This is a genomic window from Veillonella caviae (assembly GCF_003992125.1).
GTDB classification, from domain to species: Bacteria; Bacillota; Negativicutes; order Veillonellales; family Veillonellaceae; genus Veillonella; species Veillonella caviae.
Map to the genome: position 1 here is coordinate 13,881 of NZ_RQUY01000004.1, position 16,221 is coordinate 30,101.

At 36.8% G+C, this 16,221-nt stretch carries 13 protein-coding genes and 1 riboswitch; all 13 genes read right to left on the reverse strand.

What is annotated here, in order from left to right; translation table 11 throughout:
• Positions 1 to 475 precede the first annotated feature (475 nt).
• The 13 genes from EO120_RS02320 to EO120_RS02380 all read right to left on the reverse strand — a co-directional run bounded on the left by EO120_RS02320 (position 476) and on the right by EO120_RS02380 (position 16,082).
• On the reverse strand, positions 476 to 2,629 hold the full coding sequence (locus EO120_RS02320) for a TonB-dependent receptor (protein WP_127133899.1): 2,154 nt from the start codon (positions 2,627 to 2,629) through the stop codon (positions 476 to 478).
• A 369-nt stretch (positions 2,630 to 2,998) separates the two neighbouring features.
• Positions 2,999 to 3,781 carry an ABC transporter ATP-binding protein gene (locus EO120_RS02325; RefSeq protein WP_127133900.1) on the reverse strand — a complete coding sequence of 261 codons (783 nt, stop codon included), beginning with the start codon at positions 3,779 to 3,781 and terminating at the stop codon, positions 2,999 to 3,001.
• A 5-nt stretch (positions 3,782 to 3,786) separates the two neighbouring features.
• Entirely contained in the window at positions 3,787 to 4,572 is a 786-nt protein-coding gene (locus EO120_RS02330) for an ATP-binding cassette domain-containing protein (RefSeq protein ID WP_241234858.1), read from the reverse strand.
• Positions 4,572 to 5,372 (reverse strand): ABC transporter permease, encoded by an 801-nt coding sequence (locus EO120_RS02335; RefSeq protein WP_127133902.1) that lies wholly within the window; start codon positions 5,370 to 5,372, stop codon positions 4,572 to 4,574. Before EO120_RS02335 ends, EO120_RS02330 begins: the two co-directional genes overlap by 1 nt.
• Positions 5,362 to 6,309: an ABC transporter permease gene (locus EO120_RS02340; RefSeq protein ID WP_127133903.1), complete on the reverse strand. Its 948-nt coding sequence runs from the start codon at positions 6,307 to 6,309 to the stop codon at positions 5,362 to 5,364. The genes EO120_RS02335 and EO120_RS02340 overlap by 11 nt, the downstream gene beginning before the upstream one ends.
• 1 nt (position 6,310) lies before the next feature.
• Positions 6,311 to 7,777: an ABC transporter substrate-binding protein gene (locus EO120_RS02345; RefSeq protein WP_164725713.1), complete on the reverse strand. Its 1,467-nt coding sequence runs from the start codon at positions 7,775 to 7,777 to the stop codon at positions 6,311 to 6,313.
• 127 nt (positions 7,778 to 7,904) lie between these two features.
• Positions 7,905 to 10,064, reverse strand: coding sequence for a TonB-dependent receptor (locus tag EO120_RS02350; protein WP_127133905.1), 2,160 nt, complete (start codon positions 10,062 to 10,064; stop codon positions 7,905 to 7,907).
• 144 nt (positions 10,065 to 10,208) lie between these two features.
• A riboswitch (cobalamin riboswitch) is annotated at positions 10,209 to 10,375 on the reverse strand.
• Between the two features lie 68 nt (positions 10,376 to 10,443).
• Entirely contained in the window at positions 10,444 to 10,947 is a 504-nt protein-coding gene (locus tag EO120_RS02355; RefSeq protein WP_127133906.1) for a GNAT family N-acetyltransferase, read from the reverse strand.
• A gap of 55 nt (positions 10,948 to 11,002) precedes the next feature.
• Positions 11,003 to 11,464, reverse strand: coding sequence for a GNAT family N-acetyltransferase (locus EO120_RS02360; protein WP_206512459.1), 462 nt, complete (start codon positions 11,462 to 11,464; stop codon positions 11,003 to 11,005).
• 219 nt (positions 11,465 to 11,683) lie between these two features.
• A complete protein-coding gene (gene guaA, locus EO120_RS02365; RefSeq protein WP_127133907.1) occupies positions 11,684 to 13,219 on the reverse strand; it encodes a glutamine-hydrolyzing GMP synthase in 1,536 nt (511 codons plus the stop codon).
• Between the two features lie 246 nt (positions 13,220 to 13,465).
• Entirely contained in the window at positions 13,466 to 13,666 is a 201-nt protein-coding gene (locus EO120_RS02370) for a 4Fe-4S binding protein (protein ID WP_127133908.1), read from the reverse strand.
• Between the two features lie 209 nt (positions 13,667 to 13,875).
• The gene (locus EO120_RS02375) at positions 13,876 to 14,808 is read right to left on the reverse strand and encodes an HAD family hydrolase (protein WP_241234856.1); all 933 of its coding nucleotides are present in this window, start codon (positions 14,806 to 14,808) and stop codon (positions 13,876 to 13,878) included.
• Positions 14,809 to 14,894: 86 nt separating this feature from the next.
• Positions 14,895 to 16,082, reverse strand: a complete 1,188-nt coding sequence (locus EO120_RS02380) for an amidohydrolase (RefSeq protein ID WP_127133910.1) — start codon at positions 16,080 to 16,082, stop codon at positions 14,895 to 14,897.
• Positions 16,083 to 16,221 lie beyond the last annotated feature (139 nt).

The window sequence follows — 16,221 nt, forward strand, 5'->3', positions numbered from 1 at the left end:
CATACGAAAAGGTTCTTATGATTGTGACAATCATAAGAACCAATCTATTTGACAAATTATATCACTACCACATCATATGATAATGTATATTATTTTCATTGTCAATTTAGTTATTATATTTTACCAATGCTTATACAGATGTTACATAATATTACTACCTAACGTACAACCATCCTTTATTTGGCTAGCAAAACATATATAGACACATACTATAACACCAATTCCTATCATGGAATTTACGCAAATATAAGCGATGCGCCACACTGATAATGGTTGCTTGTGGACACAATATTCTCAATAACTCATACATACGTGCCTCATTATCCACATCCAAAGCCCCTAATAGTAGAAGTATAATTTTTGATACGACAAAGACTCACATCAAAAACAATGTGAGTCTTTCATTAGAACCTAGACAATTCCACTATGTAGTTTTAAATTAGAATGTATTTTTAAATTAGAATGTATTTTTAAATTAGAATTTAGTTTCCAAAGATACAACAGCGGTACGGCCTTTGCCAACATATACTGCTGGGTTATTACTCATAGCATTCCAGTAATCTTTGTTGAATACATTGTATACATCAGCACGCAATGTCATTGGGTGTCCACCAAAACCTTTAAACTCATAGCGAGCGCCTAAATCCCAAGTAACGCGGCCACCTACTTTATAAGTGTTCCATTGATCAATATAAGATGGACCTTGGTAGTTCGCACGAAGGTTAACAGATAAACCTTCCACAGATTTAATATCTTGCTCAACACGAGCCACTGCTTGCCAACGTGGAGTTCCCATTACGTCATTGCCTTCGTAGGAAGCTAGAGATTTGTGATATTTAGAGGTCAAGAACATTACAGAGCCCATAACACGAGTGCCTTCACGAGGTTCCCCAGCTACGGATACTTCTAAACCACGATTACGCACTTTCCCACCACTAGTTAAGTATTCACGACCATTACGTGTTTCTACGAGTGTTCCTGCTTGCTCCATTTGGAATGCCGATACAGTAGTCAAATATTTACCTGTATTGAACTTAGTGCCTACTTCAAACTGTTTAGTTTTATATGGTGCCAATACTTCGCCGTCATTAGCATAATTATTATCTACCAAATCACCAGCCGTCAAACCTTGCATATAATTTGCATAAACAGATGTTTTATCATTCAATTTATGAACTACTGCAAATGCTGGAGAGAATGCATGTTCTTTATAGGTTTTACCAGATGTGTTCACATTTTGTTTAATATGTTGGTAACGACCACCTACAACGAACGTCCATTTATCATCTTTTGTAGAAATAACATCAGTTAAAGCAACACCAGTAAGTAAATTGGAATCGTTTAAAGCTGCCCCCCAACCATAACTGTGATCATAGTTGGATACCGTATTAGCAGTCAATTTATTCATAGCCGTCCACTCACCAGTTTCATTAGTCATGTACCGTTTCCATGCTAATCGAGTAGCTACACCAGTTACTTCATGTTTTACAGATCCAGTCTGGAAGCGACCTTTTAAGCCAGCCTCTGCAGATATCGCTTTATTAATGTGATTATTATTGTGTAAACGATATTGCGCATTACCCTTTGCTTGGTAACGGAAATCATTATACACATAATCCATCTTAGTTTCACGCATACCAAGAGCAGCAAAACCTGTTAAATGTTTGGAGAAATCGTATTCATAGCGAGCAACACCGAATTTTTCAGTAACGTGACGATATGTATCAGGCAAACCATACTTTGCATTGTGATCCGCTTTAGGTAAACCATTTTGACCTATGTAATTATCCTGGATTTTTGTATTTGTAATTCCTGAAAACTGTAATCGATATTGAGGATTCTCAATATTATTATATACATAACCAGCATCTAAATAGAAACGAGAATGACTACCTTGACGGTCTACACCTAAGAATGCCGAATTAGTATTGATTTTTTCATCTTTAAAAGATGTAGAGCCATTTGTATGATACCCAGTAAAATGTACACCCCATTTATTATCAGCTGTACGTGCCCCTAAATCGATTTGTTGGCCGAATTGCTTACCGTCACCATAAGTAAATTTAATAGAATTTTGGTTTTCCCCTTGTTTAGCACGTTTTGGTACATAATTTACATTACCACCAACAGAACCATTAGGAGACATACCGTATAGCAACGCACTAGCGCCTTTTAGTACTTCTACACGATCAATGCCTTCCACACCAGTGTAGAATCGAGGAGCAATACCATGAAGGCCATTGAAGGATACGTCTTGTTGTTGCGCACGGAAACCACGAATAGCCCACGCTTGCGATGCACCAGACAATGTTTGATTATTTGTAGATGCGTCCATAGCAATAACATCGGTAATATTACTAGCCTGAATATCTGTAATCGTCTTATCTGTGAAAGTAGTAGCATTAAATGGTGTTGTCATAGTATCTCGATTACCCAATACACCATAGTCTGCCGTTCTAGCCACTTGCCCACCAGGAACTTCATTATGTTCACTAATTGGTGCTTCGTGAACACGCACACCAGTAACTACGATATCATCTAATTGATATTCCGCAGCATAGCCAGTAAATGGTAAAGACACCAAAAGAGCCGCACATAGCCAGTTTCGGTATTGTTGTTGCTTTTTCATACCCTATCTCCTTGTACACACTGAGAAAACACACCTATAATGTAACGCACCATTCCACAATTAATATAATTTCCAAAATAAATGGGAATAAGAACCGTTTCCAGTATAGAACTAATAATATATTTTACCAAAACAACAACAAATATCAATACCTAATTTAAAAACATATTAAACTAATCACAAAATTCCTATTTTATAATATTTATCATAACTTTGTATAATATAGCACTCATAGTTATTCTCAACTCTAAACATTCATAATGTAAAATCATTGTTTATAAGAAAGCAACCATTGAATTCCTTTCGCAATACGTAGCGTTTCGTCTTTAAAAAGCCCTACCACGAACTATTATGGTAGGGCTCTTTGTTTTATATATTATAATGACTGTCTATCAAGTTGCTTGTAAATATTGTTTTAGGCTCTGACAAGACTTTATCGGTGCTTCCATTTTCAATAATGACACCTTCAGATATAACGGCTAACGAATCAGTCATAAAAGACATTAAGTCTATATCATGAGAAATAAACAGATACGTTAAATTATGTTTTAGCTTTAACTCTTTTAATATATTAAGCACTATATCTTGTGCAATTGTGTCTAGCTGGGTCGTTGGCTCATCTAAAATGATAGTTTCAGGCTCAATTAACAAACATCGTGCCAAACATACACGTTGTAATTCACCACCACTTAATTCCGAAATCTTTCTAGATAAGATTGATTTCGCCAACTTAACCTCTTCCAACTGATTTATACAAAACCGTCTCGCAATGTCGTCAAATCGTTTGTGATGAATTAAATATACCTCAGCTAGAACCTCCTCTACTGTATATTTAGGATATACAGATGCATATGGATTTTGGCTGAGCAGTTGACATGATTTGCGAAATGCTAAATTTTCAAACTTGCACCATTCTTTTATTGACTTATGTTTATATAGAACACTCCCTGAATCATATGCCTCCAAACCTAAGAGGATGTTAGCTATAGTCGATTTGCCTGATCCACTAGAACCTACTAAACCAAATGAAGTTCCTTTAGCAATAGAAAAACTAATATTTTGTAATACAGATATGTCTTTCTTTCTAAAAAATCCAGTCCTATAAATCTTCTTTAAGTTCTGAACGGTAATCATTTCACAACTATCAAACATTACTCTTATTTCCCCACCCCTCTATTCAATAAAGTCTTCCTATAAAGGCTTTTAGACAACAATTGATTTAAGTATTTACTTTTAGGAGATAAGATGCATTTATACGTAACTCCACATTCTCTAATAAGACCTGACTCCATAACAACTAAATAATGACTTAAAACTTCTGCGACTTGTAAATCATGTGTAATCACAATAATTCCACAGCTAATATTTTCTTGTAGCTTTCTAAAAATATTCACCACTTGCTTACGCGCAATCGCATCTAACCCTTTAGTCGGTTCATCTGCAATAATCCATTTTGGATGTAGTAAATTAGCCATTGCGCAAATAACTCGTTGTTGCATTCCACCACTTAACTGAAAAGGATAAGAGTTTAAGATACGCTGACAATCTTCCAATCCGTATTCTTTTAATACATTATGTATTTCAGAAACATTAGAAACATCTTGTTCATTGAAATACAATAAATCTAAGAATTGTTCTCTAACTGTAAGTGTTGGATTCAAAGCCGTTAATGGATTTTGTGGAATATAAAAAATACCTTTTCCTCTTAGCTTATCTTTATAGGCACCATCCAACTTCTGGACTCCTACCTTAATTGTGCCACTAATCTTGGCTTCAGGAATCAAATTAACTATACTTTTACCAAGTAGCGATTTGCCACTGCCAGATTCTCCAACAACCGCAGTAATTTTGTTATGCTGAAACCTCACAGACACAGAATGAACAACTTCACCTTGTGCTAAAGGGAAAGAAATAGAAAGATTTTCAATTATAATATCATCCATCACAAATAGTATCCTCTTAATCTCTCACCTATATAATTTAAACATCCACAAAATAATATAATAGCTATTCCCGGAATATACACTAAACGAGGAAACGTACGATAATAAGTCATCCCTTCTTGTACCATAATTCCCCAGTCAGCCAATGGCGGTTGTATGCCTAAACCAATAAAACTAAGAGACGCTACCAATAAAATAGTAGTACTAATCCGCATCATCAGCAAAGTTAATGCCAAAGGAATAACCGTAGGCATAATATAATGCCTAATGCAATAAAAAGGTGTAGCACCTAACACAATTACTGATTTTACATAGGGCTTTGATTTTACAGCTAAAACTTCGCCCCTAATCATCTGTGCAAAAGATGTCCATGACGTTATAACAACAGCCAAAGTCAAACTAAACATCGAAGGTTCTAAGATACCAGTTATAGCAATCATAAAGGCATATCCTGGTATCCCCTGAAACAAGTACACTACACTTTGGATGCCATAATCTACCCATCCCCCAAAATACCCACTAGCCACGCCAAGAATGAGCCCCAAAGTCATCGTCAAAAAAGCTGCCAATATGCCAAAAGATATAGAAATTCGACTCCCAAGCATTAATCGACTTAATATATCTCTCCCCAAAGAATCTGTTCCTAATAAATATTCTGAACTCGGTTCCATTAATACATTCGATATTGCAACTTTCATAGGATCATGGGGCGTCCAAAAACAACTAACTATAGAGATAGCCAAAAATATAAATAGTATACCGACTGAGGCCCAAAAACCAAAGCCAAACTTATGATTCATGTGTTCCTCCTATAGAAATCTCTGGCTGTAGCCATACATATAATAGATCTATCACGATATTCACTAATATAGTTATAATCCCCATAATAACTATATAACCTTGAATCATTGGATAGTCCCGAAGCTGTATCGCTTGTAATACAGCACTACCCAATCCAGGTAATGAGAAAATCAACTCAACAACTACAGCGCCACCCAAGAGCGATCGACTATAATTACCTAATAGTGACAAAACGGATATAATTGAATTTCTTATCATATATTTATATATAATATGCCATATTGGCAATCCCTTTGCTTTAGCAAATAATATATAATTCATACTCCTAACTTCTTCTAGCGAAATTCGTTGTACTCTTATTAAATTACCTGTAACAGGAATCGCTAAAACAATAGCTGGCAATACTAATGAGTACAAAGAATCATATCCATTAGTTGGAAACAGGCTCCAATTTTCAGCAAAAATATGTATGCCAACCATAGCTAACCAAAAACTCGGTACTGTAGCTATAAAAATCGATATAAGCTCTACACTAGTTCGTATTGTTTTATGACTACTCATCACTAATATTATTGCTAAAGGCAATGCAATACTCATAGAAATCAAAACAGCAAATACAGTTAATAATACAGTAACAAAAGAAGCTGTTATCAACATATCAAGTACCGGCTCATTAGTTATATAAGAATTTCCCCAATTACCATGCAATAATCCTTTAAGCCAATCCGTATATTGTTCTATATAAGGTTTATCAAGCCCCAACTCATGGCGCTTTATCTGGATTTCATCAATTGTTGGTGCATTGGTTCCATCTAAAGTTAATGATACTAAAGCAGGGTCGGAAGGAGCCAGCTGCAATAAGATAAATGCGATAAGGGTAATACCTAGTATTGTAGGTACAGCAAGAAGAACTTTTTTCCATAAATAACTAGCCATATTACCTCCAATGAATAGTATCTAAGCTCACACCATAGGTTAGAGCTTGGAATCCCTCTATTTTTTGTTGATTATATACCAATGTGGTTCTGTCACTACCAAAAACTACTACAGGCATATGCTCAGAACTTATTTTCTGAAGTTCATTATATTTTATAATATGCGCTTCTTTCGTAATATCTGTTTTTAAGTTATTTAATAGTAATTCTGCCCTCTCGTCATAATAGCCCACATGATATAGTCTGTTCATGCTTCCGTTTTCAGCCAAATATGTTCTAAAAATACCTTCAGGCGCATAACTAGACATCCCCATCGTCCCCAAAGAAAAGTCATACTGACCCAGTGATACTAATTTTTTATGTGCAGCACCTTCTAAAATAGTAATGGACACATCAATACCAAGCTCTTTAAAAATAGCTTGATAATATTGTCCTACTTCCTTATATGAGTATCGGTTAATACCATATTGAGGAATTAACAAAGAAGCTTTAACACGTTGATTGCCCATTACTTCATGTGCTAAAGACTTTGCTTGTGTCTCATCATAAATAGTCGCCATAGGAATTGCATAAGGATTTAAGCTGTTAAGTATCGAACCATAAGGTACAGCCTGCCCTGAAAAGTAAGTATTAATTACATCATCACGATGAATAATTAATGATATAGCCCTAATCATTCTAGGATCAGAAAATGGCCATTTGCTTTGATTAACTGTAAGAACTTGATTTAATGTATTATTATTAGTTGATAACGCAAAGCGTTCGTCTTTTAACAAATCACGTGTTAAAGCTGGGGGTATTGCACCAATATCAACTACACCAACAATTTCTTCGGCCTTTAATGCAGCATACCGAGTATCAGCGTTAGGAATTGCACGTATCCGAATTGTATCAGCTTGAGCTAAATTACCATGATACATTTCATTTCTAGACAAAAGAACATATTGATTTTTTTTATACTCTTTTAGTTTAAATGGTCCTGTCCCAATATCAGCATTTATAAAATCCCCTGTTTTTAAATCAAAACTATTAGGACTAAACATAGCCGATGAGAAATTAATTAATCGTTCAGGAAATACAGGGTCTGGAGACTTCAAATGAAATATTACTACATTATCGCCTCCAGCAGTCGCATTAATGAGCCCTGGATACATAGCCTTTATATTAAATGAATAAAATGGAGATGGCTTTGTACGCATAGCTTGCCATCGTTGCACATTTCTTATTACAGCATCAGAATTAAATATAGTACCATCGTGAAATGTCACATTATCTTTCAAATAAAAAGTCCATTCCGTATTGTCCTCATTAGATTCCCAATGAGTAGCTAAAACACCAACCATAGAACCTTGTGCATCCACACCAATAAGGGGCTCCCACACCATAGCAATACTGCTTACAAAATAAGGGTCTTTAGGACCTGGTGCAATATCTCTAGGCGCAGCTAATACGATTTCGTTTGACTCCACACTCCCTTTTTGGTGAAATACTAATGCAATCGCAATAATCCAAACAAATAAAATCAGCCAAAACCATCTATAAGTTTTTAAAATATACATATATACCAAAAGGGGCTAATATAGCCCCTTTCTCCTTTTACAATTCAAATTGTACTGACATCATATACGTTCTTGGCGTAGACACATACACTTGATCACCTCGTGATGCCATCCAATAGTTTTTGTTAAATACATTATAGGCTGTTAAACTAATAACTGCTGGTGCATTGTTCCATCTTGTTTTATAACGTACACCTGCATCAAATACAGTATAAGAAGGAACATTAACCAAGCTTCCTGCACCATTACGAATAACAGAGTCACCAAAGTATGTTAATCTAGTCATTAAAGCCCAGCGCTCATTAGGATTGTATTCAACCCCCAATGTACCGCTCCAATAAGGTTGAGCACTTACACGCCAACCATCCTCACGACCACCTGCAGTTCGTTCTTTTTTTGCATCCAAATACATAGCACCACCAAAAATAGTCCACTTAGGTGCTACACGACCATTAATAGTCCATTCAACCCCTTTGTGTCTATCTTGACCATCTTGCATTAACCATGTACCTGTATTATCAGCAACAGTACGATTAACTACAATATTATTAGACATTTTAATGTCAAAAAATGCTAATGATGTGAGTAAACCATTTTTTTGATATTTTACTCCCACTTCATTCTGCTTAGTCTTAGCAGGCGGTAATATTTCCCCCGCATTTCTATATGCTGAACCAACAGGTACTCCTGCATCAAAATATTCAGAATGACTGCCATATATTGACCAATTATCGCTAGGCTTATACATCAATGCAAATGTCGGTGCTGTAGCACTAGATGTATTCGAACTCGTTAATGTACCAAGACGGTTGTTATAATTATTCGTTGTTGCTTTATGATAATGTACACCCCAGATTAAATCCCACTTTTTATATTTCACTTCATCTAAGAATGTAATCCCCCACATCTGTTGACGTGCAGCTAACCCGGTTTTATACCTTGTAATAGGCATACTAATTTGTCGAATAGTACCATCCAAATTACCCGTACCAAGCACACCAAAACTCTTACTACCATTATTATAGTTTGGTGTAATACCACTTTCACGTTCTTTCCAAGATTTATCAAAAGCTACCGTCACCTTGTGTTTTACTGCCTTCGAGCCAAAATCATGACGTGTACCAATTTGAGTATAATATGTGTTTTGCGGAGTCCCACCAATTTGATACTCTAAATCAAAATCTCCTGCACCATTTTTAATAGTATAGGAACTGAACTTAGCCATAATATTATTATCTAAATTATTTCGATTTAAGCCACCATTAAAGAATACAGTAGTGGTTTTATTTAATTTTTGCTCATGATTAAGACCTACAATATAGCCATATGTTGATTTATACATACCATTAAAAGCATAATTATTTTTACCATCTGGAGCTTTCGGCAAATAATTCACATTACCTAATTTAAACCAACGCATCCCATTCTCAACTTCACCATCTCGATAACCTAAGAATAAATTAGTTTTTGAGTTTGCCGTACGATGATCAATATTAGCATATATACTTGCTGTATTTACACGTTCCTTATGAACAGATGTCTCACCTCTTAGATATTCAGCATTAATCCGGACACCCCATTCCTTATTAGTACCGAAACGTTTACTCGCATCAATATATTGACCAAAATTACTTTTCCCTGTGAAAGTCTCCTTAAAAATAATACGAGGTTCCTCACCAGCTTTTTTAGTAACAAAATTTACCATACCACCTGCAGCTGTTGATTCATATTGAATTGCAGACCCAGTATATCCACCTGCTGGCCCATTTAAAAATTCAATATGATCCATTGCATATGTTGGCGCATTAAATTGCGTCATTAAGCCAGGAATACCATTTATCAAGCTTGATGTCCCATTAGAACGAATACCTCTAATCGTAAAATCATTATGTAATGTGCTCCCCGCCATACGTACAGATGGGTTGACACTTAGCACCTTATCCAAAGGTAATGTAGATGCCGTAAACTGCTCTACTGTTCTAGGCCCAATAACACTTGCAGAGCTAGGAGTGTCAATAATATCGCGCTCCCCCATTAACCCATAAGATGTATCCGTCCTTGAATACCCTCCTTGCAATACTTTTTCACGATTACCATAAACAATAATATCATCCAGCTGATACTCTGCAGCATGACCTACACAAGGATATGATAACAATACAGCCATTACAGCATAAAACAGCTCTCTCTTTCTCATATAAGCTCCTTAAAATTACACACACTACACACAAAAAAATAGGGTATATCTACAAACGCAGATATACCCTATTTATATAAAACATTATACTACTAGACTGTATATTATTTATATCATATTGCCTATCTATCACTCGTAGATTAAAACGGAAATATTAGATAGGCAGTTCTCCTGGCTTAGATTCATCGCATCTTTCACCTTCCCAGTTTCCCAGTGGCATTTTGAAAGTAGCTCCTCTTACAGTGGCGGGACCGCATCGGCTTATACCGATTTCTCTATTAAGTATTTACACCTACCCTAATTATATTCATTTGTTATTCGTAAGTATACTAAGAAGATATGAAAATAGCAAATTCAAAAGCTTCAATATAATTCCTTATTAAAATGTTAACCGCATTTGATACCATTTCGCCCCACCGTGGTCGGACACCGATTCACCTTCATTAACAAATCCAAATTTAGCATAGTAATGAATAAGTTTATCCTTACAAGTCAAAATAAGACCTTTCCGCTCTTCGTATTTAGCCAATTGAACAAAAGACTCTATTAATCGAGCCGCTACACCTCGATTCCGATACGCAGGTAATGTATTCAACCCAAAAATCATTTGCCATGCTCCTTGGGGATTGTGCAAAGATGCATCACTAAACATCTCATCAGTGAGAACCATTTCATCAGATACAAAACCATCGATAAAACCGATGGGTGTTTCACCATCAAAGATGAGGAGAAAATGGTCTGCATAATGCGCCAAGCGTTCTTCAAAAGCTTCGCGAGGCGCCGCTTCAGCAGGCGGAAAACATGTTGCCTCGATAGAAGTTACAATATCTAAATCTGCTGGTGTAGCTTTTCGTATTATTAGTGTATTATTATTTACGTTCATGATAGTCCTCCCATGATGGATTTTATACATCTTCAGCAATTATTATATTTAACTATTACAATGCTCGCCTCATATAAATAACATCATCCATCGGGTTATGATAATACGGTTCACATTCAGCAAATCCATGTTTTTTATATAAATAAATCGCAGCTTGTAATGGTTCAATAGTATCTAGTACCATTTCTGTATAACCAGATGCTTTGGCATGTTCCATAATGTCTACAATCAATTTATCCCCTAATGCATAACCACGACCTTCTGGTCGCACATAGAGACGTTTCATTTCACAACGTGTATCACTATGCTGATAATATGCTACCATACCTAGTACAACATCATTGTCATCAACAGCTACTAACAACTCACCATTCGGTGCAGTATATTTTTCAGCAATATCCGCCAATTCCTTATCTAAATTCTGGAACGATAAATCGCGGCCTAACCAATTTGTATATTCTACGATTAAATCCTTAACTTGATCTAAGTACGGTTTACCGTCGGTAATTCTAATCATGGTATCTCCTAAATCACTATTAATCACTATTGATAAACTATGATAGTTTTACATAAATGACATAAAATCAAAGTTTTATCTACTAATTATTTCTTTTACAATTTGAGATTGTTCAATAATTTAATTTGCAAGCTTTTTTCAAACACAATACTCACAAAACTGCTATTAATCAAACAAAGAGGCCGTTTTACCAGCCTCTTTGTTTGATTATATATTCTATTATTCCCACTCAATAGTTGCTGGTGGTTTAGATGTAATATCATACACGATGCGATTGATATGTTGCACTTCGTTTACGATGCGGCGAGAGATAGTATCCAATACATCGTAAGGGATACGTGCCCAGTCTGCAGTCATAAAGTCAGTTGTAGTTACGCCACGAAGAGCTAAGGTGTAATCATAGGTACGGAAATCACCCATAACACCTACAGTACGTGTAGATGTTAACACCGCAAAGTATTGGTTGATGTCTCGGTCAAGACCAGCATTAGCAATTTCTTCACGGAAGATAGCATCTGCATCGCGCAAAATATCGAGTTTATCTTTTGTAATTTCACCCATTACGCGAATGGCAAGACCAGGACCTGGGAATGGTTGGCGCCATACGAGGTAATCAGCGAGGCCCAATTCAGAACCGAGTTCACGCACTTCGTCTTTAAACAAATTACGAAGTGGTTCGATGAGCCCTTTGAAATCTACTACTGCAGGCAATCCCCCTACATTATGGTGAGATTTAATGACTTCTGCTTCACCAGTACCGGATTCGATAACGTCAGGATAAATTGTGCCTTGTGCTAAGAAATCAACAGAGCCGATTTTACGACCTTCGTCTTCAAATACGCGGATAAATTCTTCACCAATAGCTTTACGTTTCGCCTCTGGATCTTCAAGACCTGCCAATTTACCTAAGAAACGTTCTTCTGCATCGACGCGGATAAAATGCATACCGGAATCTTTGAACGCCGCTTCTACTTCATCACCTTCGTTTTTACGCATTAAACCATGGTCAACGAAGATACAAGTCAATTGGTCGCCTACGGCTTTTGAAATCAATGCTGCTGTCACAGAGCTGTCTACGCCGCCAGACAAAGCTAATAATACTTTGCCATCGCCTACTGTGTTACGAATGTCTTCGATAGCTGTTTTTGCGTAGTTTGCCATTGTCCAAGTGCCAGTGAAACCACATACTTCATACAAGAAATTGTGAAGCATTTCTTTACCATGTTCTGTGTGAAGTACTTCTGCATGGTATTGCATAGCGTACAATTTACGTTCCTTATTTTGCATCGCTGCTACAGGGCAATCTTTTGTATGCGCTACAATTTCAAAACCTTCTGGCACTTGTGCTACATAATCTACATGGGACATCCATACCACTTGCTCTTCATCAAGACCTTTAAATAATGGAGATGTAGTGTCTACTTTTGTAGGTGTTTTACCAAATTCACGATTATCTGCAGACTTAACCTCACCACCTAATGTGTGTGCCATAAATTGCATGCCATAGCACATACCAAGCACTGGAATACCAAGTTCAAAAATTTCTTTTTCAATTTTTGGAGAATTTTCTTCATACACGCTATTAGGACCACCAGTGAAAATAATTCCTTGTGGCTTTAGCTCCTTAATTTTCTCCAATGCTTTGTTGTATGGATACACTTCGCAATACACGTGATTTTCACGCACGCGACGAGCAATCAACTGATTATATTGACCGCCAAAATCGACAACAATGACAAATTCCTTGTTTTCCATTCGTTCCTCCATTAATCAAGAAATGTATACATTAACGCTACCCCGTTTATGTATGTTACATTCCATTATACCATATATTGGCAGCTATTCTAGAACTCTTTTTAACTGTCTCATACGAGTATCTAATAATTCTCCTATGGCAGTAATTCTTTCGGGTGAAAGCATGTCATTTTTATATAAGAATCTTTATTTTCAAATACTAATGGCAACGATTGACCGATGTGTAACGCAGGGCAAATAATATATCTAATCTTTGATATCACTATCATTTACCACTATCTTCACAGCCCCTACAGGGCATATGGAATAACAATCACCACATCGAATACAGCCTTTACCTATAATAAATTGTGTCGCTTCTTCTGAGATACAGCCTACAGGACAATCTATGGCACAGGCACCACATTTAACGCAGGTGTTATCAATATCAAATTGTATCTGACCCATAGATATCTCCATTTCATGTAAATGATATAAACAGTGCACACGTCTTGATTTCACAACTCTATAACAACAAGTATTTAGACTAAGCAGTACCTATAGGCTACGCACAGCGTATCATTCCAAGACTTCCCATTTCTATAACACCAAGTGTTTAAACTAGTGATACACCAGAATTTACGCTGCTATAATGCCAAATGTAAACTAGCGCTACACTAGAATATATCAACCCGTGCATTATGCGCCACCGCAGATAATATAGCCTCAGCCACTCCGTTATGATTATTATCTACTGTTTCATAGTGAGCAACAGATTTAATAGAATGTAGTGCATTGCCCATAGCAACACTATATTGGGCAAAGCGAAGCATGGATATGTCATTTTCGCTATCGCCAATGGTCATCACTTCATCAGATGTATATCCCCAATGTTTTGCTAGTGCCGCTACAGCTGTACCTTTTGTCGTATGAGGCAATACGAATTCTAAGTTGCCTTCACTAGACTCAAGGACATCATAAAAACGTTCTCGACCATCACCATCTACAGTGTGACCTTGAAAGGAATCTCGTAAATCACGGAGTATAGCATCGCGTTTTGCCGTATCATAGCCAAAAAAGATTTGTATTTTCTCTGGTCCTTCAGGCAATGCTTCTAAATGAGCCAACACATTGTCTACCATCGTCCGAGTTTGTAAAATAAAAGGCCGAATGTTAGGTCTGAAATATGCTTCATTCATATCTTCTACAGAAAGATTAACCGTTGGATACTGCCCAAAGATTTCTGCTTTCACATAAGCTTCTACAAAAACACCATAGGTCAACAGTCTTCTCACCAACCCTAATGCTAATGATTTATCAAAGGTAGTATGGAATAATTCTTTATTCTCCACCTTATCCATTACAAAGGCGCCATTGGTGCATATAAAATAACGCACATCAGGCAATGCATGAAATATATCATCCATTTCGTGCCATGCTCGACCCGATGCAATAGCCACTCGAATATTACTTTCACAAGCAACATTAACCGCATGATGCACCTCAGAATCGATGAACTTCGCATCATCTACCAATGTACCGTCCACATCAGAGGCAATAAACCGAATTGGCTCAACCCCATCTAACCCAATATAATTCTTGATTTCCAATATAATCCCTCTCGTTATGAATATATTATAAAATTTGGCATACTATCTCATTATGAATGTATCATAAAATTGACATACTCTAGTATCTATTTGCCAGTTGTAATCGAAGCAGAAAACTCAGCTATAATATTCTCTAATAATGCTGGTTGTTCCATCAATGTAACAAAAGTATAACCAATTATACGCGCCCCATCTACAATGGTTTTCTCAATGGTCGGTTCTAACATAGCATCAGCAAATTCTTTGGCGTGACACACCTTTGGTTCACCTGCAAGACGCAATTTAGGATGTAATGCAGCACATTGCCAACTTACATTACCAATATCCGAGCTGCCACTGATATCAGCAGGGCCTGGCATAAACGAAATATCTAGTTCAGCCATAACTCGTTCTACGAGGTGCGTAGCCTCTTCATTTTGATTCATGCCGTCATAAGAATTGCCGTAGTAATCATAAGCCACCGTTGTGCCTGTACAGAGGGCTGCACCGTCAAAGATATGCTTAATTTTCTCTGACACCGTATTGAGATAATCCCGTTCGGTATGACGCACCGTCACTTCTAATTCACCGAATGCAGGAATAACATTAGATGCACCGCCACCATTGATAATCCACGTACCGATACGAGTTTCAGGCAACACATGTTGACGCAACATATCCATAGCGTGAATAGCAATTTGCACGCCATTCACTGCATTAACACCATTCCACGGTTCTCCTGCACCATGAGCAGGTTTTCCATAAAATTGAGCTCGGAAACAATCAAGGGCAAGAAATTGAGAATTAGGGCGTGTTTCTTCCCCATCGAGGTGGACCATAATAGCTAAATCATAATTTTTAAACACACCTTGATTCACCATATCCACCTTGCAGCCTGTGGCTTCCTCATCAGGAGTGCCGATAATATCAACATCCATGTTGAAAGCTACGCCACTATCCGCCATATGTTTGAAAGCTAATGCCGCCAATACACTCATAGATCCACTGGCGGAATGACCACATGCATGTCCTACATCAGGTAATGCATCGTATTCACAAAGAATCACTAAACGGCCTTGTGGATTATCTACCTTTACCACATTAGCTTTAAAAGCAGTTGGCAAACCACAAAACTCATATTCTACAGGAATACCATATTTCTCTAATACAGCACCAATAGTTTTCACAGATTCAAATTCTTGTCCGGAAATTTCCGGGTTCTTAGCTAGTATATAATTAACCGCAATCGCCTCGTTGGCAAAGCTTTCACAAAAATGATTAAATTCGGATTTCATACGTACTCCTATATACTATACATACACTAGTTCAACATATATCAACATATATTCCCAGCTAATTAACATATATCATATATCCATATATTCCCTGGTGATTACCATATAATATATAACATATATCATCTATCCAACATAA

What these genes read in the sequence shown, in the direction of transcription:
- EO120_RS02380 (WP_127133910.1), bottom strand. Translation starts at nt 16,082, where the DNA reads ATGAAATCCGAATTTAATCATTTTTGTGAAAGCTTTGCCAACGAGGCG.
- EO120_RS02335 (WP_127133902.1), bottom strand. Translation starts at nt 5,372, where the DNA reads ATGAATCATAAGTTTGGCTTTGGTTTTTGGGCCTCAGTCGGTATACTA.
- guaA (WP_127133907.1), bottom strand. Translation starts at nt 13,219, where the DNA reads ATGGAAAACAAGGAATTTGTCATTGTTGTCGATTTTGGCGGTCAATAT.
- EO120_RS02360 (WP_206512459.1), bottom strand. Translation starts at nt 11,464, where the DNA reads ATGATTAGAATTACCGACGGTAAACCGTACTTAGATCAAGTTAAGGAT.
- EO120_RS02350 (WP_127133905.1), bottom strand. Translation starts at nt 10,064, where the DNA reads ATGAGAAAGAGAGAGCTGTTTTATGCTGTAATGGCTGTATTGTTATCA.
- EO120_RS02320 (WP_127133899.1), bottom strand. Translation starts at nt 2,629, where the DNA reads ATGAAAAAGCAACAACAATACCGAAACTGGCTATGTGCGGCTCTTTTG.
- EO120_RS02340 (WP_127133903.1), bottom strand. Translation starts at nt 6,309, where the DNA reads ATGGCTAGTTATTTATGGAAAAAAGTTCTTCTTGCTGTACCTACAATA.
- EO120_RS02330 (WP_241234858.1), bottom strand. Translation starts at nt 4,572, where the DNA reads ATGGATGATATTATAATTGAAAATCTTTCTATTTCTTTCCCTTTAGCA.
- EO120_RS02370 (WP_127133908.1), bottom strand. Translation starts at nt 13,666, where the DNA reads ATGGGTCAGATACAATTTGATATTGATAACACCTGCGTTAAATGTGGT.
- EO120_RS02355 (WP_127133906.1), bottom strand. Translation starts at nt 10,947, where the DNA reads ATGAACGTAAATAATAATACACTAATAATACGAAAAGCTACACCAGCA.
- EO120_RS02325 (WP_127133900.1), bottom strand. Translation starts at nt 3,781, where the DNA reads ATGTTTGATAGTTGTGAAATGATTACCGTTCAGAACTTAAAGAAGATT.